We start from the raw sequence: 22978 nt of genomic DNA, 5'->3' as shown, positions 1-22978 counted from the left end.
AAACTTTTAGAACAAGATTTCTTTCAATATATCAGGATGAGTTCGGAGCTCATGAATGATGGTTTCGGCAATGTATCCACCACTGTAAGGCATCTTATACCCAAACTTTTCCATCTCTTTAGAAGGATATTTTGCTTTCAGTATCTGATTAAGATTGTTAAGTTCGAGCTGTAATTTTTCTATTTTTTTCCCAATTGATGCTGGCTTTCTTCGCACGCCATCTGACTGAGCTTTAGCATACAACTGCTTACTCTCCTGCTCTAATTCACTGAGCATTTTTTGCTTAAGCACAAGTTCAGACTGAAGCCATTCAATATCGTAAACCTCAAAAGCTTTGACTAGATCATCAAGCACAAAATTAACTGCTTGATTCAAATTATCCCATTTGCCACGACGCACAATCTGCTCTCTTAAAGTGCGATATAAAATTTCCCGTCTTGGATATAAATGCTTGTCGTAACGAGCTTTGACTGCAATGATTGCCTTTGCACTTTTGGCAAGTGTACGGTTCTGAATAAACTCCACCCCACCAAGCATTTGCACATAAGCAATTAAAATATCTGAATATTGCCTTTGGAAAATTTTGGCAGGCAAGTTATTCACCTCAGGTCTTAATGTATTTATCTGCATTAAAAGCTGTGCAATCTGGAATGGCTTGAAAGGGATTAAAACCACATCCCCCATCATTTCTAAATGAAAAGCTGACTGCTCACTCAATTGAAAATCATTCTGCTGCATTCTTTTTATGATTTTTTCTTTTTGATCAATATATGATTGATTCTCCGTTTCTATTAATTCATTATTCAATTCACACTCATAGTAGTAACAAAAGTTTAACCATATATCCTGCTCAAGCTGCTCTAACCTTGATAATTTTTTATCAATCATAATTCATTAAAATACAGATAATTACATAGCATAATACTACTATATTTTTAAAAGCTAGTACCAATCTACTTTTACAATTTTTTAAATTTTATAGTTACCCCATCAATGAACTGATCTAATAGTTTTAACATTATAGGTTGATCTCCAGCCAATATTTAAGGTTAAAAAATTAGTTCTTTTATCTAATTGCGATAATCACAAAAGGATCAAAGATATGGGCTACTTAACATCTAAAGAAATTCGCCACAAACTCAAAAATTGCTCTGCATCGACTTTATGGCGTTACCAACAACCTAATCAAAAAATGTTCGAGCAACCAATGCCTCAACCTATTAAAAAATGCGCTGGCTCTACTAGCCTTTGGGATGAAGAAACGTTTAACGAATGGCTAATCAAATATTTCAATAACAACCAAATGAGTAATCTGTCTAGCTAGACAGATTACTTAATTTTTTCCACCATTTTTTATAAGCCTTCGACATCTCTTTTTGATAATCATAATAGTCATATGTCCCCTGTTCCCCAGGCATCACATGACCAACCATCAGTTCCGCAACATCCCTACTTGTAAACGCACTGAAATTTGTCCTTGCTGTACGCCGTAAATCATGCATAGACCAATGATCCATTTCAATTTTATAATTCTTCCTTGCAAATTGCATGAAGTTATAAGGGGTATCTGTTGGCCCACTACGCCCCATTGGCTCTTTGCCATTTTCATGTGGGAAAATGTATTCAGAATTACTCAAATCCATTGCAGACTGAAGCCACGGTTTGATCTCATCAATAATAGGTCGAACAATGTCCCCTTTACTTTCTCCTGTCTTATGATTTTCATACGGTACTGTCCATGTATTTTTACTAAAATCAAAATCTGATTTCCGTGCAAGCCTCAACTCACTATATCGATTACCATAAAACAAACATAACTTGAGAAATAAAACATTCCTTAATGATGTTCTAGACTCATCACAAATTTTAAAAATTAAAGACAACTCATCATCTTGTAATACTCGAACAGTTTTATTTTTCTTAATATTTAAGTCACGCTTTCCAGTGATATGTCTTATGGGATTTTGCTCAATTAATTTTCGATTAATCCCCCAATCCAAACACTGCTTTGTATTCGTAAGAATGCGATCAGTTATCGATGGCGACTGTTTAAATTGCTCTTCTAGTAAATCTAACCACATATGTAATGTGATTTGCTCAGCAGGTATGCTACCTAACTTTGGGAAAACATAAAGTTCAAATGATCTCAAATATTGATCTGCATTCTTTTTATTAGGAATACTATATTTCGCATGCCACTCACGAAATAGCGCTTCAAAAGTTATAGCCTCTGTGATCTTGTGAAGCTCTACTTTTTTATGAATACGCGGGTCATGTCCCTTTTCTAAAATTGCTTTCATTTTCTGCAATTCAATACGAGCTTCTTTAAGACTCATATTTGGATAGGTTCCCAAGTCTAAACGAGCTTGCTTATCGTTATATCGAAAACGCATCTGAAAAGTGAGTTTTCCTTTTTGAGAAACACGAACGCTCAATCCATCTTGATCAGACTCTGTATGTATAGCTGAACGTTCACGATCTAGATTCTTCTTAAGCCACGTATCTGTTAAAGGCATTTTACTCCACCTGTGTACATATTTTTTTCAAATAGAAAATTCTAGAAAATGTGTACACACATATGTACACAAACATACTGACTAGACTTGAAATCTATTGAATGGGGTTGAAAGATATACCAGATAAAGAATATCAATATTTTTATATTTTTACAGCACTTACAATGCTTTTATTATCATATTTGAAATAGGTTGAATGGGCTTGAATAGATATCAAACATTTGGGTGGGAAATGATGGCAAATGTGCGGCGTTGAGCAACCTGTGCCGCTAACTCATCTTTAAAACTCATGAAATACACCTACTGCGGAGATTGCAGTGCCAAAGACCTAAAGTCGATCAAAATAAAAATTGGCGTAATTGTAGCAGATTTATAGAACTGTTTAATGATTGTTGATAAGCCATGAGTTATTCACAAACTTTTTAGATCTTTTTTGAGAGTGTAGTTTAGCTCCTTAGAAATTTTACAATTAAAAAAGCCCATCTATTTAAGATGGGGCTTGATTAAGACTTAATAGAATCTTTACGCCAATTTCTTTTCTTCAATGAATTGAACATCGGCAATTTGTGCATCCCAGAACTCATTCCATAAAGCACAGTAATCAATACATAGCTTGGTTAAGCTTTCATAATCATCTTTTGTAATTGCTTGTGCTAATGCAAACCATAAGTCATCTTCATGATCGTCATCAGCAGCCTCAGATGTTTCATCCGTAGATACACCATGTACATGGTAGTAACCACCACCTTCAACATCGATATTTACGAATTTGGTTGCTTGACGTAATGGGGGACTAAAAAGAATGACTTCCTCCTCTGCAACAGCTAATAATGCCACGACATTAATATAACTATCATAAGAAGATTCTAAAAATGATCTAACCTGATCTGCAAATTTTGATGGTTTATAATTACGACGGTCCAGTTCCGTTAAACCATAATCATTAAGTAAATCTTCATATAAAGGATAATGAGCATATTCAGGATTACCCAAATAGTAATTATCTTTATCTAACCCAGGGCGAAAACCAAACTCATCAAGTATATTTAAACTTAATAATACCCGTGGATAAATCTTCGCTCCAGAGTGGAGTTTAGGTTCCAATTGTTTTGTTAAAAATTGAGCCTTTAATAAAGCATCAGTAAAAATTTGTACAATCGCATGACGATATTCTAAATGGATAAGAGCCAAACGTTGTTTATCAAGATATCCACTGTTTAACAGTTCAATAGCAGGATGGTTACAAACTGGTAATTCTGCAATCGTTTTTCTTAACTGTTTAAGAAATTGTAAATTTTCATCCCATTGTTTTGCAGGAATACTATTTCTCATCCCCTGCAATGCTTTTTCTCTTGGATTATTAAAGTCTTCAAATTTTTTTAACATAATGATTCTCTGTAAAAAGTTTTTCTTATAGTTAAGTTATAGGCTCTCTCTTTATTACAATTTTGCATTCAATTGCTAAAATAAATTCCGCACACCCATACTTAACAAGTTGATACTATGTGTATTATCTCAACAAATCAACGGATTAATTAATAATATTTAAAAAAGTAAACTATTGCCAATTAAATATATAATATATTGTTTTTTAAATTAACCAAGCTATTGAATAAATATAATTTTTTAAATACTATAAAATAAGTTTTATTTAAGCTTATACACTTTACAATAGCAAAGTTAATCAAAAAATATCCGCAACGGGGAACCCGATGACAAAAAGAGAAACTATTATAACAACAGCAACATCCCTCTTTAACCAAAAAAGCTATACTTCTATTGGTGTTGATCGCATTATTGCTGAGTCAAATGTTGCAAAAATGACTTTTTATAAATACTTTTCTTCTAAAGAAGCCTTAATTGAAGAATGTCTTTATAAAAGAAATTTAGAGATCCAATATTCAATATTGGAAAAAATAAAAAACACTAACAACCCATTGATTAAATTAAAAAAGATATTTAATTGGTATATCGATTGGATTAATACAGATGACTTTAACGGCTGCTTATTTAAAAAAGCAACCATCGAAGTCATGCAATTGTACCCTTCTATTAAGCATCAAATTAATGAATATCGGGAGTGGATTTACTCATTAGTTTTCTCAGCTCTTTCAGAATTAGAAGTGGAAAACACAAAAATTCTAACAGGGCTCTTTCTTAACATTGTAGATGGAATCATTATTGACGGTACTATAAATAAAGGAAAGATTAATCCAGAACAAACGTGGTCTTATATAAACAAAATTATTGAATTAGAAACAGTTCGAGAGTATTCAACTATTTAATTTATAAATTAATTAAATATTTATATTCTAATAAAGATAAAAAGTATTTTTTAATTCGGTGGAGTCTACTCTCCAACTCCACCAAAAATCTACTCAACCCTAAAAATTAATATTTTTATTTAGTTCTATCTTCATCAATTTCAATTATTATATAAACTTCATAATACTTTATAATAACCCTTTTCACCTCTTATATTTTATAAAATACAAACATCAATTTATTAGTATTACTTTATACTTGCAGTATATATTCATAAATTATTATATGTAAAATACTCAACTAACTGAGAAGCTAATACTATTCACTACTACAAATATATAGGTGTGTTTTAGAAGATAAATTTATTTTAATTAATTGTTCTTTAAAGATAAAATTAAAAGGAAATATTAGGTTTAAAAATCGAGATAGAAAAGATTAAGCGAAATGAGCGCCTTGAGATTCAATCAGTTGATCGACGTGAACAGGCATTCCTAATAAATAACCCTGAAATTGCTGACAACCTAAACGGGTTAAAATCTCAACTTGCTGTTGAGTTTCCACCCCTTCAGCTGTTACGGTTAAACCTAACTTTTTAGCTAAATGTATTATACTTTCTAATATAACTTCTTCTTTTGAGCCTGGTTTTAAGTCAACGATAAAACCACGATCAATCTTCAATTCATCTACAGGTAAATCTTTTAAATATAAAAAGCTTGAATGGCCTGTTCCAAAATCATCAATTGCGACTCGAATGCCCATATCACGTAGTCGCTCACAAGCTCGAATACTTAAATCAATATGTCGCATTGCAGTTGATTCAGTAATCTCAACAATTAAGTGATGAGGTTGAATTTGATATTTTTTCAATAATGCTTCGAGTGTACTAAATAATTTTTTATTTTCGAACTGTAGTGCAGATAGGTTTACTGCGACTGGATAAAATGGGGTGTTACTGCGTTCCCACTCTTGAATTTGCAGGCAAGCTTGCTCAAGTGCCCAATATCCCATTGGAATGATCAAACCCGTTTTTTCTGCACCTTCTATAAACATATGCGGTGTGAGTATTCCTAAAGCTGGATGATTCCAACGGATTAATGCTTCAACGCCACAGACCTCAAGGTTCGTATTAAATTTTGGTTGGTAATATAGGATGAACTGCTTTTCTTCTACGGCCTTATAAAGATCATTGATCAGTTTTGACTGACTTCTCGTTTCTTGTTGATGGGTTGAATAACTAAAGATGGTGTAAGTATTTCGGCCTTGTTCTTTAGACATGAGCATCGCGGCATCAGCGTTCATGAGTAAGTCCTGAACATTTTGTCCGTGCTCAGGAAATAGTGCCACTCCTAAGCTTGCAGAGATATTAATTTCTTTACCAGAAATCTGATAACTCTCTTGAATCAGCTGTAAAACTTTCTCAGCCAAAATAACTGCTTCATCGGCATTTGTATTTTCGGCAATAAGCAAAAACTCATCACCGCCAATTCTAAGCAGTTTACACTTCTCATTGAGTTGCCAATGTAAGCGGTTCGCCATCTGAATAAGTAATTGATCACCCATATGATGTCCAAATGCATCATTCACCGATTTAAATCGATCTAAATCAATGTATAAGAAAGCAATTTTCTGGTCTTTGTATCGATGATCTGAAAGTAATACTTCAGCATAATCCACCAAATAAAGGCGGTTAGGTAATTTGGTTAAATTGTCTTGTATAGATAGGTTGGCTAATTCTTTATTTGCTTTGCGCAGCTCTAAATTCTGTTGAGTAAGGCGTTGCTCTAACATTGCAACAATAAAACTTGCTACGAGTACCAAACAGGTGACTAGAATAATTGTGAATAATAATAAGTCATGTTCAGCCTGATATTGGCTAATAAATTTATCAGTAATATTCGTCGCAATAAGCGCTGTGTAGTGCATCCCCATAATACTTAAGGTCATCATAACCGAAAATGCGATTTTTAAAGTTAAGCGATATCGTTCAGTGTCCTTTAATTTATAGGCGAGTAAAAACGCTAGCCCTGAACCACTCATCGCAATTAATACAGAAAATAAAAGTAAAAACGAAGTGTAATCTTTTTTATAAACATTAATATTCCAGCCCAGCATGCTAATGTAATATGAAGCTGAAATTCCGATTCCCATAATAATCGAGCTCAAAATGAGTCTAAATAAAGGGAGCGTAAAACGCGAAGTCAACCACATCGCAATGCAAGACAACAATGCACTAATGGCATAAGAAATTGCAATTAAAGGAATATTAGAGTGGGCTGTATCAAACAGATGATAAGCTTGTATACCAACAATATGGACGATGCTAATTGCTAAGGCGAGTAGCAATCCATTAATAAATAAAATTAAGGATTCAAATTTCTTATAGAGTTGCTTGAATATTAGCTGCTCCATGGAAATCACAATATAACAAATGAAGCCAGCTGCAATAAAAGAGCCGACGATCAATGTGCTATCGTAATCAACATGACCCATATTGGACTTCCATGATTATTCAATACTTTTTTTTATTTTGTTCAACTCATTGCCCAAAATACAATTAAACATGTTAAAGAAATTTTAGTAAATTTGACTTATTCAGTCAGTTATAAACAATAACATTATCTATCTTTTGGTCAAGTATTTTTTACTTTATAAATCAATAAAGTAAATAAAAATTAAGCAGCCAATTATATGAAAAATATAGAATTTATTTAATCTAGTCAAGTTGACCTAATCGCAATTTTCATATTCAAATAAAATAGTATAAATAAAGAACCCTGCTTAAAGCAGGGTTCTTTTAAAACGTTAGATAAAGAAAATTAGTTCTTTTCTTTGTCTACGATTTTGTTTGCTTGAATCCATGGCATCATTGCACGCAACTTATTACCAGTTACTTCAATACCATGTGCAGCATTTTGACGACGACGAGCAGTCATAGATGGGTAGTTTAACGCACCTTCTTGAATGAACATCTTAGCGTACTCACCAGATTGAATACGTTTCAATGCATTACGCATTGCTTCACGAGATTGTTCGTTGATTACTTCAACACCAGTTACATATTCGCCGTACTCAGCATTGTTAGATACTGAGTAGTTCATGTCAGCGATACCGCCCTCGAACATTAAGTCAACGATCAATTTAAGTTCGTGTAAACATTCGAAGTAAGCCATTTCTGGTGCATAACCAGCTTCAACTAAAGTTTCGAAGCCCATTTTCACTAATTCAACCGCACCACCACAAAGAACCGCTTGCTCACCGAATAAGTCAGTTTCAGTTTCTTCACGGAATGAAGTTTCGATAATACCTGTACGGCCGCCGCCTACGCCAGAAGCATAAGAAAGAGCGACATTACGTGCATTACCAGAAGCATCTTGGTGAATTGCGATTAGGTCAGGAACACCTGAACCACGTTGGAACTCTGAACGTACAGTGTGACCAGGTGCTTTTGGAGCAACCATGATTACGTCTAAATCTTTACGAGGAACAACTTGGTTGTAAAGAACAGAGAAACCATGAGCAAATGCAAGAGTCGCGCCTTCTTTGATGTTTGGCTCAATCACGTCACGGTAAAGTTGTGATTGAAATTCATCTGGAGTCAAAATCATTACGAGGTCAGCTTGCTTAACAGCAGCAGGAACTTCTGCAACTTTAAGACCTGCATTTTCAGCTTTCTTCCAAGAAGCTGAATCTGCACGTAAACCTACAGTTACATCTACGCCTGAGTCTTTAAGGTTAAGTGCATGAGCATGACCTTGAGAACCGTAACCAATAATCGCTACTTTCTTGCCTTGGATGATTGATAAGTCACAGTCTTTATCGTAAAAAATTTGCATTTGTGTTCTCCGCTAAAATACTTTTTAAAAAATTAAATGGCTAATACTTTTTCGCCACGGGCGATACCAGATACACCTGAACGAACGACTTCTAGAATAGTGTTTTCTGCAAGCGCATCGATAAAACCATCTAATTTTTCAGTTGTCCCTGCTATTTGAATGGTATAGGTAGTTGGTGTCACGTCTACAATCTGCGCACGGAAAATATCCGCTGTTCGCTTAATTTCAGCACGTGAAGCACCTAACGCTTTCACTTTAATCAACATCAGTTCACGCTCAATGTGTGAACCTTCTGATAAATCAACTACTTTTACAACTTCAACAAGTTTATTGAGCTGCTTTGTAATCTGTTCAATCTTATGGTCATCACCATAAGTTGTTAATGTTAAGCGTGACAAAGTTGGGTCTTCGGTTGGCGCAACATTCAGTGTTTCAATGTTATATCCACGTTGGCTAAATAAACCAACAAGGCGAGAAAGCGCACCAGCTTCGTTTTCAACGAGTACAGAAATAATATGTCTCATTATGTACGCTCCCCTTTACCTAACCACATATCCTTCATAGACTGACCTGCGATCAGCATTGGATAAACATGTTCCGTGCGATCAACCATGACATTAATGAATACACATTTATCATTAATCGCCATTGCTTCAGCAAGCTTCGACTCTAGTTCATCGGCATGATCAATCTGGATACCAACGTGACCATAAGCTTCCATTAACTTGCCAAAATCAGGCAATGATTCAACGTATGAGCTTGAGTGACGGCCCTCATAGTTCATATCTTGCCACTGCTTCACCATACCTAAAGCACGGTTATTCAAGCACAAGATCTTCACATTCATGCCATATTGCTTACACGTTGAAAGCTCTTGAATACACATTTGAATTGAAGCTTCGCCAGTAATACAAACAACTTGTTGATCTGGGAAAGCGAGCTTCGCAGCCATTGCATAAGGTAAACCTACGCCCATGGTGCCTAATCCGCCTGAGTTAATCCATTGACGTGGACGTTTGTATTTGTAATACAACGCACCAAACATTTGGTGTTGGCCAACATCCGAAGTAATAATGGCATCACCATTAGTGACTTTATATAAAGCTTCAACAACTTGCTGTGGCTTCATTGTGCCATCAGTAGGAGTTTCAAACTTTAAGCCATGAACTTTACGCCATTCATTAATTTGATCCCACCACGCAGCAATTGCTTCAGGGTTTGGCTTAGACACATTTAATTGTTTCAATTGCGTCAACATTTCCTGAAGTACAGGCTCAACCGCCCCTACAATCGGAATGTGCGCCATAATTGTTTTTGAAATGCTCGCCGGATCAATATCAATATGAATAACTTTAGCATTCACACAGAATTTTGCTGGGTTATTGGTCACTCGGTCATCAAAACGCGCACCAATTGCAAGAATGACGTCAGCATTATGCATCGCCATATTTGCTTCATAAGTACCGTGCATGCCCAACATGCCCACGAATTGTGGATCATCACCGGGGAAGCCACCAAGGCCCATAAGTGTGTTAGTTACTGGATAACCTAGTAAATGCGCGAGTTCAGTCAATAATGCCGATGCATTACCTTGAACAACACCACCACCCGTATAAATTACAGGGCGTTTTGCACTTAAAAGCTCATCAATCGCTTTACGAATTTGGCCAGAATGACCACGTGAAGGTGGCTGATAAGAACGCATCTTCACTTTTTCAGGATATTCGTACGCAAATTTTTCTGCAGGATTTGTCGCATCTTTAGGAATATCAACTACAACTGGACCAGGGCGACCACTTGCTGCGATATAAAATGCTTTTTTGATAATTGCAGGAATTTCGCTTGCATGACGAACTTGGAAGCTGTGTTTCACTATAGGACGTGAAATACCCACCATATCAGTTTCTTGGAAAGCGTCTTCACCAATAAGATGTGATGCAACCTGGCCAGACAAAATCACCATTGGGATTGAGTCCATATAAGCTGTTGCAATTGGAGTCACAGTATTAGTTGCGCCAGGTCCAGAAGTGACCAGTACTACGCCGGTCTTACCTGTAGCACGCGAGTAAGCATCTGCCATATGACCAGCAGCTTGTTCATGACGTACGAGGTAATGATTAATTTTGTCTTGTTGAAATAGCGCATCATAAATATGTAATACAGCGCCGCCTGGATAACCAAAAACATGTTCAACGCCTTCGTCCGCAAGAGCACGAACGAGCATTTCACCACCAGATAAAAGTTCCAACGTGATTCACCCTAAAATCTTTATCACTATTTATGGAAGGCACAAATAGTGTTTCATTCATTGAATTGTCTGCACTGTTATAGCACACATATTGTCTAGTTTTCGTTGCAATAGAAAAATTTCTGTTTTTCAGCCGTATAAGCTTTTTTAACATTAATAAAGCATGTCTGGATATACATACTTTAAGTAAAATCAATCTCTCGGCTAGAGAGAATGTCTATTACAAAACATGACGGTTATTCGAAGGGTGATCAAATAATCGCATATAAAACTAAAGGAAGCATTTTTGTTGTTTAATTCACTAAAGTCAAGATTAAAAAAACACTTTTCTATGATTATTTTTTAACTGACTATTTTTTCATCTTATTTGATTTTTCCACTTTTCTTTTTTTATGATTACCCCGCTTTTTTCAGGTTTATTCTTGTTTAATTTTTAACGGAAAATAAATCCATCCCAAAACTGCATTTTTGTCGATTTTGCGCTATGCTGTGCAACAATCTTTAATATCAATTTTTGTTGTATAGCTTACGTCTATGACTATTTCTCACATTGACCCCGAATATCAAGCAAACACGATTGAACCATCAGTTCAACAAGATTGGGAAAATCGTAAAGTCTTTAAAGTTGCCGACACTGTCGAAGGTAAACATCGTTACATCCTATCAATGTTTCCTTACCCAAGCGGCAAGCTGCATATGGGGCATGTGCGTAACTATACAATTGGCGATGTAATTAGCCGTTTCTACCGTTTAAAAGGTGAAACCGTACTACAACCTATGGGTTGGGATGCATTCGGTTTACCTGCGGAAAACGCAGCAATTGCCCATAAAGTTGCTCCGGCAAAATGGACATTTGAAAACATTGCCTACATGCGTGACCAATTAAAAAAATTAGGTCTATCTGTAGATTGGGATCGTGAATTTGCAACTTGTACACCAGAGTATTATCACTGGGAACAATGGTTATTTGTTCAGCTTTATAAAAAAGGCCTGATCTACCGTAAACTTTCAACAGTAAACTGGGATCCGGTTGACCAAACTGTTTTAGCAAACGAGCAAGTTGAAAATGGTCGCGGATGGCGTTCTGGTGCATTGGTTGAAAAACGCGATATTCCAATGTACTACTTCCGTATTACCGACTATGCACAAGAATTATTAGACGACCTAGACACTCTACAAGACGGCTGGCCTCAACAAGTGTTGACCATGCAACGTAACTGGATTGGTCGCTCTACAGGCATGGAAATTACTTTCCCTTCAGCCAATACCGAAATTTATGCTGATGGCTTAACTGTTTATACAACACGTGCTGACACGCTTATGGGCGTGACATATGTTGCCGTTGCAGCAGAACACCCTCTTGCGCTTAAAGCTGCTGAAAACAACCCTGAATTGGCTGCATTTATTGAAGAGTGCCGCATGGGTTCAGTTGCAGAAGCAGACTTGGCAACAGCTGAGAAAAAAGGCATGGCGACAGGTTTGTTTGTAAAGCACCCTGTAACTGGTGAAGAGCTTCCTGTCTGGATCGCAAACTACGTATTAATGTCTTACGGTTCTGGCGCAGTGATGGCTGTACCAGCGCATGACGAACGTGATTTTGAATTTGCTAACAAGTTCAATTTGCCTATTAAGCAAGTAATTGATGCCAAAGGCGCTGACAATGCAGACTACTCTGCAACTGAATGGCAAGAATGGTATGGCTCAAAAGAAGGTAAACTTGTTAACTCTGGTGAGTTTGATGGTTTAGAATTCCAAGCTGCTTTCGATGCATTCCTTGCAAAATTAGAACCACAAGGTTTAGCAAATTCTAAAGTTCAATTCCGTTTACGTGACTGGGGCGTTTCTCGTCAACGTTACTGGGGTTGTCCAATTCCAATGATTAACTGTGATACTTGTGGTCAAGTCACAGTTCCAGAAGACCAACTTCCGGTTGTATTACCAACTGACGTTGTTCCAGATGGTTCAGGTAACCCGCTTAATAAAATGCCTGAATTCTATGAAACTAAATGTCCTTGCTGTGGTGGCGATGCACGCCGTGAAACAGATACCTTGGATACTTTCGTAGAGTCATCTTGGTACTACGCACGCTATGCATCTCCAGACTTTACTGGTGGCATGGTTAAACCAGAAGCTGCTCAAAACTGGCTTCCTGTAAACCAATATATTGGTGGTGTTGAACACGCGATTCTTCACTTACTTTATGCACGTTTCTTCCACAAATTAATGCGTGATGAAGGTGTAGTACAAGGTAATGAACCATTTACCAACTTGTTGACTCAAGGCATGGTGCTTGCAGATACATTCTATCGTGAAGCAGAAAATGGTAAGAAAACTTGGTTTAACCCTGCTGATATCGAATTAGAACGCGATGAAAAAGGTCGTATTCTTTCTGCAAAATATTCAGGTGACGGTCAAGAAGTTGTGATCGGCGGACAAGAAAAAATGTCTAAGTCGAAAAACAATGGTATCGACCCACAAGCGATTATTGATCAATACGGCGCAGATACAGCACGTGTATTCATGATGTTCGCTGCTCCACCAGACCAATCTTTAGAATGGTCTGATGCAGGTGTTGAAGGTGCAAACCGTTTCTTGAAACGTGTATGGCGCCTTGTAGCAAGCTTCCTTGAAAAGGGCAACCAAGCTTCTACGATTGATGCTGCTAACTTGTCTAAAGATGCTCAAGATTTACGTCGTAAAACACACGAAACTATTCAAAAAGTAAGTGATGATATCGAACGTCGTCATGCATTCAATACTGCGATTGCCGCTTTGATGGAATTGTTAAATGCGAGCAATAAGTTTGAGGCAAAAGATGACAACGATGTTGCTGTAGAGCGTGAAGCGATCACTACACTGTTAACTTTACTTGCTCCATTTGCACCGCATTTAAGTCAAACATTATTGGTTCAGTTTGGTACAGATGTAACAGAAGCAACATTCCCTGAAGTCGATGCTTCTGCATTAACTCGTAATACGCAAACGATTGTTGTACAGGTTAACGGTAAACTTCGCGGTAAACTTGAAGTTTCGGTTGATATCTCTAAAGAAGATCTATTAGCTCAAGCTAAAGCCCTTCCAGAAGTTCAACAATTCTTAACAGGACCAACAAAGAAAGAAATTGTGGTTCCAAATAAATTAGTTAACCTCGTGGTTTAATTAAAGTTATTGATGAGAGGATCAAGCATGCACTTTGCCAAACGTTTAGCCGCTGTTGTTTTGACCTTAGGCCTTAGTGCAGGCTTAGTCGGGTGTGGATTTCATTTAAAAGGAACCAACCCGACTGCAACTCCGCTTGTTTATAAAAAATTAAGCCTTGAGTTACCAGCTAAAACTGATGATTTGGAAACCCAGTTAAAAGTTTATTTAGCTGCAAATGGTGTTCAATTCAGCAATGATAATGATGCCTACGTACTCCGTGTTTTAGAGTACACACCACGTCGTCAGCTTTTAAATGGAAAACTAACGGAAGTATTATTACGCTTAACCGTAACCTTCCAGATTGAAGACCGTCAGGGTAATAAAATTACTGAACCACGTTCATTAACTGCATCTCGTAGTTACCAATATGATCTTGCAACGGTTAACACCGAAAATCAGCAAGAATCTTATTTGCAACGTATTGTGATCGATGACATTGCACAGCAAATTACTCGTCAGATTTCAGCAAATCGTTTACCAAAAGCTCAGCCTTAATCTTTATTTTTACCAGCAATGAAAATTGACTATTTACAAGCCTTAAAACGCATTCCGGAAGCACGGGGTGCGTGGATTTTACATGGCCAAGAACCTTTGCTGGAACAAAATTTATTAGATGCTTTTCGTAAAAGTTGGCAACAACAAGAAGTTGAAAGACAGCGCTACGATATTAGTAGTGTAAGCGACTGGAAAAATGTTTTTAACGCTCTTAACAGCTTATCTTTATTTTCTCAGCAGCTTGCCATTGAAGTACATGGCAATATAAAGCCTGACGCAAATGGGCTAAAACAACTTAAAAGCTATATTCAGCATAATGAAACTAACCTGCTTTTAATTGTTCTACCTAAGCAAGATAGTAGTAGCTTAAAGTCTGCTTTTTTCCAAGTTGTGGAAGCAAATGGTGTTGTTGTTGCCCTTACGGCAAACTATCCGCAAGACCGCCAAAGAATTTTATCTGCCGAAGCAGAGAAACTCGAAATTCAACTCGATAATGACGCATGGCAGTGGCTCATGCAGCATCATGAGCATAATCTGCTCGCAGCTAAGAATAGCTTGATGCGTGTAAGAGATACTTTTCCAGACCAACAACTGATTCAAATTGAACAGCTGTATGCTTGTTTACAAGATCAGTCTCGTTACACCACTTACGATTTAAGTGACGCACTGTTAGAAGGTAATCTCGCTCAATCTATTAAAATTTTTCAATATTTAATTGCTGCTGGCGAACCAGAAAGTCTGATTTTATGGACACTAAGCAAAGAAATGCGTTTATTGATGCAATTATTTGAACAGCCTCATAATGCATTACAACTTGGTATCTGGAAAACTAAAGTCAGTTTATATCAACAAGCTTTAAGAAGATTAAATCCTCAACAGTTTTTAGGCTGGTCCACCCTTCTATTGCAAGTTGATGCAGCAATTAAAGGAATGTCGAATGAAAATGCCCAACATTTGATGCAGCAGGCCATTGCTGAATTATGTGGTAAAACGCTATTTATACAATAATTCGGCAGAATCATTTTTCTTCATTCTTGAAATATAATAAAAATTCACGTTTTATCCTCATTTCGCTTTTATACTAAATTAAATTTTAAACTTTTCGACCTCTCACCATGCCAAAAATAAAGCCAATCAAACTTGTTATTATTATCCTCTGTATAGCAGTTATTGCTGTATTAGCTTGGAAGTTTTTAAAGCCTAAAGAGCAGCAACCTCAATATATTACTGCTGAGGTAACACGTGGGGATATTGAAAATAATGTACTTGCGACAGGTACACTGGATGCAACCAAACTGATTAGTGTGGGTGCGCAAGTATCTGGTCAGGTTAAAAAGATGTATGTACAGTTGGGTGATCAGGTTAAACAAGGTCAACTCATTGCACAAATTGACTCAACCACCCAAGAAAATAGCTTAAAGACCTCTGATGCAAACATTAAAAATTTAGAAGCACAGCGTCTTCAACAAGTTGCTTCTTTAAATGAAAAGCAACTTGAATACCGTCGTCAGCAACAAATGTATGCGCAAGATGCAACTCCGCGTGCAGATTTAGAATCGGCCGAGGCAAGCTATAAAACAGCTCAGGCACAAATTAAAGCATTAGATGCACAAATTGAATCTGCAAAAGTGACAAAATCTACGGCACAAACCAATATTGGTTACACACGTATTGTTGCTCCAACTGATGGTACAGTTGTCGCGATTGTGACTGAAGAAGGTCAAACCGTAAACGCAAACCAAAGCGCGCCAACAATTGTCAAAATTGCAAAATTACAAAACATGACGATTAAGGCACAAGTCAGTGAAGCTGACATTATGAAAGTTGAAAAAGGACAACAGGTTTACTTTACAACTTTAGGTGATGAAACTAAGCGCTACGCAACTTTACGTCAAATTGAGCCTGCTCCCGACTCAATTTCTAGCGAATCAACCAGTACAACAAGCTCAACTACAAGCTCGGCTGTTTATTATAATGCCTTATTCGATGTGCCAAATACCGATGGTAAATTGCGTATTGATATGACTGCACAAGTTTATATCGTATTAAATTCAGCTAAAAATGCTCTACTCGTTCCTTCATCAGCACTGAGTTCTAAACAATTTTCAGGTCAAAGAAAATCAGGCCAATCATCTGATAAATCAAGTTCTTCACCTGAAGCAGCTAAAAAATCTCAAGGAAACGGAGCTCGTCTACAACGCCTAAACTTGACTGCTGAACAAAAACAGTTAATTGAACAAGGTAAATTAACGTTAAGTGTTGTACGTGTATTACAAGCTGATGGCACAACTAAACCAACTCAAATTTTGGTGGGTATTAACAACCGTGTAAATGCGCAAGTTCTTGCGGGCTTAAAACAAGGTGATCAAGTTGTCATTGCTGATAGTGCAGATACTTCTGCTGCATCAGCGAATAGCAGTAATAACCGTCGCCGTAGTGGCCCAATGGGAATGTAAGCATGACAAAACAAGCTTTGCTTGAAGTCAGCAATCTAGTCCGGGAATTCCCTGCTGGCGAAAGCACGATACAAATTTTAAAAGGTATTGACCTGACCATTTACGAAGGTGAACTGGTTGCCATTGTCGGCCAGTCGGGTTCCGGCAAATCGACCCTCATGAATATTTTGGGGTGTTTGGACCGACCTACGAGTGGTAGTTATAAGGTTAATGGACAAGAAACAGGTAAACTTGAGCCAGATCAGCTGGCTCGACTACGCCGTGAATATTTTGGTTTTATTTTCCAGCGCTATCACTTACTGGGCGACTTATCTGCCGAAGGTAACGTAGAAGTTCCAGCTGTTTATGCTGGTGTTACGCCTTCTGAGCGTAAACAACGTGCAACCGCTCTACTGACTGAATTAGGGTTGGGCACAAAAACACTCAATAGACCAAGCCAACTTTCTGGTGGTCAGCAGCAACGTGTTTCTATTGCCCGTGCGCTGATGAATGGCGGTGACGTTATTCTGGCAGATGAACCGACGGGGGCACTTGACTCTCATAGTGGTGTTGAGGTGATGCGTATTTTGCGTGAACTCAATGCCGCAGGTCACACTATTATTTTAGTCACCCACGATATGCAAGTTGCAAAAAATGCGACTCGTATTATTGAGATTAGTGACGGAGAGATTATTAGTGACCGCCCTAATGTTCCAGATCAAGCAGCTGAACCAATCAAGACTGATCCTGATGCGGCGCCTGCTTTACAAGGTAAACAGAAGAAAGGCAAAAGTATTTCTGCATGGCGTTCTACTTTAGACCGTTTATCAGAAGCCTTCCAAATGGCTTTACTGTCTATGAATGCCCACCGCATGCGTACTTTTTTAACCATGCTTGGGATCATTATTGGTATTGCATCGGTTGTTACGGTTGTCGCGCTAGGTAAAGGCTCTCAACAGCAAATTTTAAGCAATATTAGCAGTCTGGGAACAAATACGATTACGGTATTTCAGGGCCGCGGTTTTGGTGATAACTCTAAAACTGCAAGCTTTAAAACCTTGGTACCTGCCGATGCCGATGCGTTAATGACTCAACCGTATGTCAGTGCAGTTAGCCCCATCGTTAGTACATCCAAAACCATGCGTTATCAACAAAATGAAGCTAACGCGACCATTAATGGTGTGAGTAACGATTATTTCGATGTGAAAGGTTTGGTCTTTAAAGATGGACAAACTTTTGATCAACGTAGTGTTCGTGATCGCTCACAGGATGTGGTCATTGATACCAATACTCAAAAACAATTTTTTAGTGACGGTACCAACCCTATCGGTCAAGTCGTACTGCTCGGTAGTGTACCTGCTCGTATTATTGGCATTGTAGAACCGCAAACGAGTGGCATGGGCTCAGATGACACTTTAAATGTCTATATGCCTTATACAACCGTGATGAGCCGTATGCTGGGGCAAACCCATGTTCGCAATATCGTGGTTCGTATTAATGACAAATATTCAACTGCTGCCGCAGAAAATGCGATTGTGAATTTATTAACCCAGCGCCATGGTGCACAAGATATTTTCACCATGAACAGTGACAGTATCCGTCAAACCATTGAGAAAACAACCAGTACAATGACCCTTCTGGTTTCAGCAATTGCCGTAATTTCACTGGTGGTTGGTGGTATCGGGGTAATGAATATTATGTTGGTTTCGGTGACTGAACGTACTCAGGAAATTGGTGTACGTATGGCCGTAGGTGCGCGTCAAAGTGATATTTTGCAGCAATTCCTGATTGAAGCAATTTTGGTGTGTTTAATTGGTGGTGTGCTTGGCGTCTTACTGTCGCTTGGCCTTGGGCAACTTATTAATAAATTTGCTGGCGGTAACTTTAGCGTGGCTTATTCAAGCACCTCAATTATTGCAGCCTTTGTCTGTTCAACACTGATTGGGGTCGTTTTTGGTTTCTTACCAGCCAAGAATGCCGCGAAACTTGACCCTGTCGCCGCACTATCTCGAGAATAAGGAAAATTGCATGTCTTTCTCTATGACTAAACTCAGCACAGCACTTCTTCTCACAGGTTCTCTTGTCGGATGTGCAGCTGTAGTAAAAACACCTTATGAAACACCTGCAGTACAAGTTCCGGGTAGTTTTCAGTATGACACAGCAAAAACAAAAACCATGTCTGCCAATCAATATTCTGACCGTTGGTGGACACTCTTTAACGATGCACAGCTCAATCAACTTGTAAGTAATGTATTAGAACGTAATAGTGATTTAGCAGTTGCAGGTATTGCTCTAAAGCAAGCCCGTCTACAAGCTGACTTAACAGCTAACAAACAAGGCTTACGAACCAGTTCAAGTGTTTCTACAGGACATTCTTTCGATTTAAATTCGGGAGATGATAGTGCTAAAGGTCTATCAATGAGCGCTGGCGTAAGCTATGAGCTTGACTTGTTTGGCAAGCTTGCTCGCCAAACCGAAGCAAGTAAATGGGAAGCTTTAGCGACAGAACAAGACTTACAAGCCACGGGGCAAAGTTTAATTGCAACCACTGCCAAACTCTATTGGCAACTCGGTTATTTAAATGAGCGCTACACAACAGCCCAGCAAAGTCTAGCAACCTCTCAAAAGCTTTATGACTTGGTGCAGATTCAATATAAAGCTGGTGCTGTTTCAGGTGTAGATCTGACTCAAGCAGAACAATCGGTACAAAGCCAGAAAGCGAGTTTAAGCCAGATTGAACAACAATTGGTTGAAACACGTACGGCTATTGCAGTGTTATTGCATGAACCATTACAGCAATTAAATATTCAAGAGCCAAAGCGTTTACCACGCACTGCTCTACCTGCAATTGGTGCTGGTTTACCTGCCGATATTTTATCGCGCCGCCCTGATTTGCAAGCAAGTGAGCTACGCTTAAGAAAAGCATTAGCAACTAAAGATGCTACTAAGGCGAGCTACTACCCGTCGATTAGCTTAACCAGCAGTCTAGGCTCAAGCAGCACATCGTTAACGGAGTTATTACGTAACCCTGCTCTCACGCTTGGTGCAAGTTTAAGCTTACCGTTTTTGCAATATAACGATATGAAGAAAGATATCGCGATTAGCAAACTGGATTATGAAAAAGCGATTATTCAATATCGTCAAACGCTTTATCAGGCTTTTGCTGACGTAGAAAATGCTTTATCGAGTCGTACCGAACTCGACAAACAAGTAGCGTTACAAGAGCGTAATGTTGAACTTGCAGAAAAAACTGAACGTCTAACCGAAGTCCGCTACCGTTATGGTGCTGTTGCATTAAAGACTCTTCTCGATGCACAACAAACCACACGTACTGCTCGCTTAAGCCTCGTTGAAACCAAGCAAAGCCAATACAACGCGTATGTCACCCTCATGCAAGCTTTAGGTGGTTCCCCTGTAAAAGAACTGCCGCAATAACTTGTACCAATTAAAAAAGCCGTAGTCCTTCAACTACGGCTTTTTTATAGCTGAATAAATTTTAAAACTTATTCGTCATCCATCATAGATTGGCTCATACCTACAGTATTGAAACCAGCATCTACATATAGAATTTCACCAGTAATACCCGAAGCCCAAGGTGAGCATAGGAATAACGCTGCGTTACCTACTTCTTCAATAGTTACATTACGCTTTAACGGCGCAACTTTTTCATTGGCATCTAACATTTTACGGAAAGATTTAATACCAGAAGCAGCTAAAGTACGGATTGGACCCGCAGAAATCGCATTTACGCGAATACCGTCAACACCTAAGCTTGATGCTAAATAGCGAACACCAGCTTCTAAAGAAGCTTTTGCCATACCCATTACGTTGTAGTTAGGCATAACGCGCTCAGAACCTTGGTAAGTCAAAGTTAATAAACAACCTTGACGAGCTTGTAATAGAGGTTTTGCAGCACGTGCCATTGCAACAAAGCTGTATGCACTGATGTCATGAGCAACTTTAAAACCTTCACGGTCAGTCACGTCAGTGAAGTCACCGTCAAGTGTATGTGCAGGTGCAAAGCCAATTGAGTGTACAACACCGTCTACACCATCCCAATGTTTTGCAAGTTCTGCAAATGCATTATCAATTTCAGCATCAACAGCAACATCACATGGAAACACAAGCTTAGAACCGAATTGCTCAGCAAATTCATCCACACGTTTTTTTAATTTTTCGTTTGGATAAGTAAACGCAAGCTCTGCACCTTCACGGTGTAATGCTTGGGCAATACCAAAAGCAATTGATAATTTACTAGCAACGCCTGCAATCAAAAAGCGCTTACCTGCTAAAAGTCCTTGTGTCATGCCGATCTCACTCAAAACAATTTCAAGCATAATGCCAATATTCAGAAGTTTTCGAAATTGCATAATGCATCTTTTTTCAAAAATCGCACGAAAAAAAATCGCTCCTGATGAGGAGCGACTTCTAGATGAATTCAATCTTAGTCGTCAGACAATAAGCCCAGTAAGCGTAAGAAAGAAATATACATCCATACTAAAGTTGCAAGTAATGCGATACCACACAACCATTCCATGAATTTTGGTGCACGATATGCTGCATTAGTTTCGATTAAATCAAAATCTAAAATCAGGTTAAGCGAAGCAATGACCGCGACGAATGCAGCAAAACCAATGCCTAACCAGTTACTTTCAAAAATATAAGGAACACTTGAACCAAATGCTAAACGCATGACCATCTGCACAATAAATACAATAAAGATCGCTAAAGATGCAGAGATTACAACTGACTTAAACTTTTCAGTTGCGCGGATAATTTGGAATTTATATAAACCAAACATCACCAAAGTCGTAACGAAAGTTGCTAATAAAGCCTGAAGTGGAACACCTGGGTATTTCAACTGGAAAGTAAACGAAATACCACCTAAAAAAGCCCCTTCAAATAAGGCATACGGGATTGCCAAGGTTGGCGCAGTCGTTGGTTTAAAGGTTGTAACTAAAGCTAAAACCAAACCACCAATTGCACCTACAATTGAAGCCGCGTAAGCAATACCAACATTTGCAGTAAAGGCTGCATAGAAAAATAAAGCGACACCCACCGCAGCTGCAATGACAGTCAACATAACAGATTTTTGAATCGCACCTTGCACAGTCATCGGTTGACTATAGTCACTGACCGTTTCAACACGCGTCAGTATCGGGTTATTACTTTGCATAAATGCTCTCTTTTTATAATAAAAATTTAAAACATCATTTTAAGCAAAATGAATATGAAAGCCAAATCAGGCGATCGGCATTATTGTAACAATGTCCTTTATGCAATAAAAAAAGGAGGCATGAGCCTCCCTTTTATATCACGTCTACAACGTAATCAATCTTTACCATCAGTATTCATAATAAAGAAATATTCACGGTAATATTTCAACTCTGAAATTGAGTCACGAATATCATCCATTGCCAAATGTGATGCATTCTTTTTCAGGCCACTCATAATTTCAGGGCGCCAGCGTTTTGAAAGCTCTTTTACCGTAGATACATCAAGATTACGATAGTGGAAATACTGCTCAAGTTCAGGCATAAGACGGTGTAAGAAACGGCGATCCTGACAAATTGAGTTACCGCACATTGGTGAAACTTTTGGATTCACCCATTTTTTTAGGAATTCTAAAGTTTGTAACTCAGCATCACGGGCTGTTAACTTACTACGACGAACTCGTTCAATCAGACCAGACTGCCCATGTTGACGAGTGTTCCATTCATCCATTGCATTTAAAATACGATCAGGTTGATGAATAGCCAAAACTGGACCTTCGGCAAGTACATTTAAATGATCATCTGTAATAATTGTTGCGATTTCAATAATTTGGTCATTATCGGTATCTAATCCGGTCATTTCCAGATCAATCCAAATTAATCGTGTATTTAAAGTACTGCTCATGAATGTACGTTCTAAAATGCCGTAAAAACATCAATAGTAGCAAATTTCTTGCTTCCGCGCTGTAATTCTATAGCCGCTTCATGCTAT

Annotated in this window: 18 protein-coding genes; 8 read left to right on the top strand and 10 right to left on the bottom strand. The window is 38.0% G+C overall.

The genetic code is table 11. The features are described 5' to 3' along the window. Window positions 1–6 precede the first annotated feature (6 nt). Entirely contained in the window at window positions 7–888 is an 882-nt protein-coding gene (locus B806_RS0118260; protein ID WP_016654415.1) for a hypothetical protein, read from the bottom strand. Window positions 889–1102: 214 nt separating this feature from the next. On the opposite strand from B806_RS0118260, the gene B806_RS0118255 reads away from it, so the two are divergent. Beyond that, entirely contained in the window at window positions 1103–1324 is a 222-nt protein-coding gene (locus B806_RS0118255; protein WP_000541018.1) for a hypothetical protein, read from the top strand. Here the strand turns inward: B806_RS0118255 and B806_RS0118250 are convergent. Continuing rightward, the gene (locus B806_RS0118250; protein ID WP_004890115.1) at window positions 1317–2516 is read right to left on the bottom strand and encodes an integrase arm-type DNA-binding domain-containing protein; all 1200 of its coding nucleotides are present in this window, start codon (window positions 2514–2516) and stop codon (window positions 1317–1319) included. The genes B806_RS0118255 and B806_RS0118250 overlap by 8 nt on opposite strands. Window positions 2517–3038: 522 nt before the next feature. Next, complete coding sequence (locus B806_RS0118245; RefSeq protein ID WP_017403322.1) at window positions 3039–3902, bottom strand: hypothetical protein; 864 nt, start codon at window positions 3900–3902, stop codon at window positions 3039–3041. Window positions 3903–4228: 326 nt separating this feature from the next. Between B806_RS0118245 and B806_RS0118240 the strand changes: the two genes are divergently transcribed. Continuing rightward, window positions 4229–4801 carry a TetR/AcrR family transcriptional regulator gene (locus B806_RS0118240; RefSeq protein WP_017385761.1) on the top strand — a complete coding sequence of 191 codons (573 nt, stop codon included), beginning with the start codon at window positions 4229–4231 and terminating at the stop codon, window positions 4799–4801. A gap of 415 nt (window positions 4802–5216) precedes the next feature. Here B806_RS0118240 and B806_RS0118235 read toward each other — a convergent pair whose 3' ends face one another. The 4 genes from B806_RS0118235 to B806_RS0118220 form a co-directional block, all read right to left on the bottom strand. Next, window positions 5217–7271, bottom strand: coding sequence for an EAL domain-containing protein (locus B806_RS0118235; protein ID WP_017385760.1), 2055 nt, complete (start codon window positions 7269–7271; stop codon window positions 5217–5219). A 326-nt stretch (window positions 7272–7597) separates the two neighbouring features. Further along, complete coding sequence (gene ilvC / locus B806_RS0118230; RefSeq protein ID WP_002115094.1) at window positions 7598–8614, bottom strand: ketol-acid reductoisomerase; 1017 nt, start codon at window positions 8612–8614, stop codon at window positions 7598–7600. A 32-nt stretch (window positions 8615–8646) separates the two neighbouring features. Further along, window positions 8647–9138, bottom strand: a complete 492-nt coding sequence (ilvN, locus tag B806_RS0118225; protein WP_002114824.1) for an acetolactate synthase small subunit — start codon at window positions 9136–9138, stop codon at window positions 8647–8649. Next, on the bottom strand, window positions 9138–10862 hold the full coding sequence (locus tag B806_RS0118220; RefSeq protein WP_005079103.1) for an acetolactate synthase 3 large subunit: 1725 nt from the start codon (window positions 10860–10862) through the stop codon (window positions 9138–9140). Before B806_RS0118220 ends, ilvN begins: the two co-directional genes overlap by 1 nt. Before the next feature lie 534 nt (window positions 10863–11396). Here B806_RS0118220 and leuS point away from each other — a divergent pair. The 6 genes from leuS to B806_RS0118190 all read left to right on the top strand — a co-directional run bounded on the left by leuS (window position 11397) and on the right by B806_RS0118190 (window position 20428). After that, window positions 11397–14021 carry a leucine--tRNA ligase gene (gene leuS, locus B806_RS0118215; protein WP_017403321.1) on the top strand — a complete coding sequence of 875 codons (2625 nt, stop codon included), beginning with the start codon at window positions 11397–11399 and terminating at the stop codon, window positions 14019–14021. Between the two features lie 27 nt (window positions 14022–14048). After that, the gene (gene lptE, locus B806_RS0118210; protein WP_002115142.1) at window positions 14049–14558 is read left to right on the top strand and encodes an LPS assembly lipoprotein LptE; all 510 of its coding nucleotides are present in this window, start codon (window positions 14049–14051) and stop codon (window positions 14556–14558) included. A gap of 18 nt (window positions 14559–14576) precedes the next feature. Next, on the top strand, window positions 14577–15566 hold the full coding sequence (gene holA, locus B806_RS0118205) for a DNA polymerase III subunit delta (protein WP_002114918.1): 990 nt from the start codon (window positions 14577–14579) through the stop codon (window positions 15564–15566). A gap of 107 nt (window positions 15567–15673) precedes the next feature. Further along, complete coding sequence (locus B806_RS0118200) at window positions 15674–17014, top strand: MacA family efflux pump subunit (protein WP_017385758.1); 1341 nt, start codon at window positions 15674–15676, stop codon at window positions 17012–17014. 2 nt (window positions 17015–17016) lie between these two features. Then, on the top strand, window positions 17017–19011 hold the full coding sequence (locus tag B806_RS0118195; RefSeq protein ID WP_017385757.1) for a MacB family efflux pump subunit: 1995 nt from the start codon (window positions 17017–17019) through the stop codon (window positions 19009–19011). Between the two features lie 22 nt (window positions 19012–19033). Further along, entirely contained in the window at window positions 19034–20428 is a 1395-nt protein-coding gene (locus tag B806_RS0118190; RefSeq protein ID WP_079380923.1) for an efflux transporter outer membrane subunit, read from the top strand. A gap of 68 nt (window positions 20429–20496) precedes the next feature. Here B806_RS0118190 and B806_RS0118185 read toward each other — a convergent pair whose 3' ends face one another. The 3 genes from B806_RS0118185 to orn form a co-directional block, all read right to left on the bottom strand. Then, window positions 20497–21300 (bottom strand): enoyl-ACP reductase, encoded by an 804-nt coding sequence (locus B806_RS0118185; protein WP_031944198.1) that lies wholly within the window; start codon window positions 21298–21300, stop codon window positions 20497–20499. A 137-nt stretch (window positions 21301–21437) separates the two neighbouring features. Continuing rightward, window positions 21438–22169, bottom strand: coding sequence for a Bax inhibitor-1/YccA family protein (locus B806_RS0118180; RefSeq protein WP_017385754.1), 732 nt, complete (start codon window positions 22167–22169; stop codon window positions 21438–21440). A gap of 155 nt (window positions 22170–22324) precedes the next feature. Continuing rightward, window positions 22325–22891 carry an oligoribonuclease gene (gene orn / locus B806_RS0118175; RefSeq protein WP_000099436.1) on the bottom strand — a complete coding sequence of 189 codons (567 nt, stop codon included), beginning with the start codon at window positions 22889–22891 and terminating at the stop codon, window positions 22325–22327. Window positions 22892–22978 lie beyond the last annotated feature (87 nt).

This window comes from Acinetobacter sp. TG2027 (assembly GCF_000302435.1).
Classification (GTDB): Bacteria; Pseudomonadota; Gammaproteobacteria; order Pseudomonadales; family Moraxellaceae; genus Acinetobacter; species Acinetobacter pittii.
The sequence above is the reverse complement of the archived record's forward strand: the minus strand, read 5'-3'. Positions and strand labels throughout refer to the sequence as shown.

Coding starts and splice junctions, on each gene's coding strand:
- B806_RS0118260 (WP_016654415.1), bottom strand. CDS start 888: ATGATTGATAAAAAATTATCAAGGTTAGAGCAGCTTGAGCAGGATATA.
- B806_RS0118255 (WP_000541018.1), top strand. CDS start 1,103: ATGGGCTACTTAACATCTAAAGAAATTCGCCACAAACTCAAAAATTGC.
- B806_RS0118250 (WP_004890115.1), bottom strand. CDS start 2,516: ATGCCTTTAACAGATACGTGGCTTAAGAAGAATCTAGATCGTGAACGT.
- B806_RS0118245 (WP_017403322.1), bottom strand. CDS start 3,902: ATGTTAAAAAAATTTGAAGACTTTAATAATCCAAGAGAAAAAGCATTG.
- B806_RS0118240 (WP_017385761.1), top strand. CDS start 4,229: ATGACAAAAAGAGAAACTATTATAACAACAGCAACATCCCTCTTTAAC.
- B806_RS0118235 (WP_017385760.1), bottom strand. CDS start 7,271: ATGGGTCATGTTGATTACGATAGCACATTGATCGTCGGCTCTTTTATT.
- ilvC (WP_002115094.1), bottom strand. CDS start 8,614: ATGCAAATTTTTTACGATAAAGACTGTGACTTATCAATCATCCAAGGC.
- ilvN (WP_002114824.1), bottom strand. CDS start 9,138: ATGAGACATATTATTTCTGTACTCGTTGAAAACGAAGCTGGTGCGCTT.
- leuS (WP_017403321.1), top strand. CDS start 11,397: ATGACTATTTCTCACATTGACCCCGAATATCAAGCAAACACGATTGAA.
- lptE (WP_002115142.1), top strand. CDS start 14,049: ATGCACTTTGCCAAACGTTTAGCCGCTGTTGTTTTGACCTTAGGCCTT.
- holA (WP_002114918.1), top strand. CDS start 14,577: ATGAAAATTGACTATTTACAAGCCTTAAAACGCATTCCGGAAGCACGG.
- B806_RS0118200 (WP_017385758.1), top strand. CDS start 15,674: ATGCCAAAAATAAAGCCAATCAAACTTGTTATTATTATCCTCTGTATA.
- B806_RS0118195 (WP_017385757.1), top strand. CDS start 17,017: ATGACAAAACAAGCTTTGCTTGAAGTCAGCAATCTAGTCCGGGAATTC.
- B806_RS0118190 (WP_079380923.1), top strand. CDS start 19,034: ATGACTAAACTCAGCACAGCACTTCTTCTCACAGGTTCTCTTGTCGGA.
- B806_RS0118185 (WP_031944198.1), bottom strand. CDS start 21,300: ATGACACAAGGACTTTTAGCAGGTAAGCGCTTTTTGATTGCAGGCGTT.
- B806_RS0118180 (WP_017385754.1), bottom strand. CDS start 22,169: ATGCAAAGTAATAACCCGATACTGACGCGTGTTGAAACGGTCAGTGAC.
- orn (WP_000099436.1), bottom strand. CDS start 22,891: ATGAGCAGTACTTTAAATACACGATTAATTTGGATTGATCTGGAAATG.